At 54.6% G+C, this 218-nt stretch carries 1 protein-coding gene; it reads left to right on the top strand.

Annotated features, from left to right (window positions below; genetic code table 11):
- Nucleotides 1-218: hypothetical protein (locus AC4J95_RS21315; RefSeq protein ID WP_041497415.1), on the top strand; the 218-nt coding region annotated here is incomplete at both ends.

Genomic DNA, 218 nt, shown 5'->3' with positions numbered 1-218 from the left:
TCGGATTCAGACAGCGATAGCGACTCGGATTCAGATAGCGACAGCGATTCAGACTCAGATAGCGATAGCGACTCCGATTCAGACAGCGACAGCGACTCGGATTCAGATAGCGACAGCGACTCAGACTCAGATAGCGACAGCGACTCGGACTCAGATAGCGACAGCGACTCGGATTCAGATAGCGACAGCGACTCGGACTCAGATAGCGACAGCGACTC

The organism is Enterococcus sp. GPZ-007 (genome assembly GCF_059374735.1).
This window is presented reverse-complemented; position numbering and strand designations above follow the sequence as displayed.